This is a genomic window from Oleiphilus sp. HI0079 (assembly GCF_001635105.1).
Window position 1 is genome coordinate 1 of the sequence record NZ_LWFT01001337.1, and the last position, 1,143, is coordinate 1,143.

The 1,143-nt window shown below is 48.1% G+C and carries 2 protein-coding genes; both read right to left on the bottom strand.

The genetic code is table 11. The features are described from left to right. Positions 1–487, bottom strand: a 487-nt coding sequence (locus tag A3750_RS23100) for a DUF3080 family protein (protein WP_231871930.1), incomplete at its 3' end; no start/stop codon positions are given. Positions 488–521: 34 nt separating this feature from the next. Beyond that, on the bottom strand, positions 522–1,143 hold a 622-nt coding region (locus A3750_RS23105), incomplete at its 5' end, for an amino acid--tRNA ligase-related protein (RefSeq protein WP_304440224.1).

The window sequence follows — 1,143 nt, forward strand, 5'->3', positions numbered from 1 at the left end:
GTTCAAGCGCTCGAGGCATCTTCCAGAACGCTTTATATTCAGGTCCTCCAAGCACAGAGAGCGCGATGCTTCGATCAAGCCGATCGCGTTTTTGATCAAGCGCGCTCGTTAATTGAAGCGCCAGCTCTTGTTCCTGATTTTCAACCAACGAGGTAATACATTCGGGCGCCAACTCAATAAACCTGAGTGTGCTGATCAGTTTTTGGGAATCTGGGGCAAGTTTACCGAGAGATGCATTGGAAAGCGCAACAACCTCTTGTAATCGACATCCGTACAGGCGCAAAAAATCCAACAGATTGATCGTACTGGCCTGGTTGTCAAACCTTGTCTCTCTTATCACTTTATTTGGTAACGAGGGCACACTCTCATCATCAACTTGAGACGACGAAACTAACTCAAACTCTAGCCGCTCAAAAACATTCTCCAACCGAGACTGATAGTTGTTCAACGCTTCTTCGCCTCGCTCTTTTGAGCAGGCAACCAACACGACGCTGCAAAAGCATAATAAAACGAGAGGCTTGTTAAGCACGATCAAAAGGAAAGGCCAAGACATCTGAGAGTTTATTGGCACCCTGCTTTAACAGGAGCAAGCGATCTAAGCCAAGCGCTACACCAGCGCACTCGGGCAAACCATTTTGCAAAGCAGCCACCAAATGTTCATCCGCATTGACATCTTGCAAACCAAGCTCAACACGAAGCGCTCTGTCTTCTGCGAAGCGACGCGCCTGCTCCTCTGCATCCGTCAACTCATCGTAGGCATTGGCAAGCTCAATTCCTTGCACATAAAGCTCTGCTCGCTTGCCAATACAATCACCATCAACATCCTTTTCGATTCGCGCGAGCGATGCTTGACTAGCAGGATAGTCCATTAAAAAACAAGGCTCGTTAAAGCCAAGGGTTGGCTCAATACAATGACTAACCAGCAAGTCCAAACAGCCATCCCGGTCTAACCCAAGAGCATCGCAGCCGGTTCTTGTTTTGCAGCAATCTCGCAAATCACTCAGCGAAGCCTGGAACGGGTTAATCTCCAGAACATCATGAAACGCTTTCTTATAACTAAGCTTCCTGGGCTCGGGACAACCCAATACGTGACACACAAGTGTCGCTACTTCACTCATTAGCTCGTCCAAGCTCCATCCAACA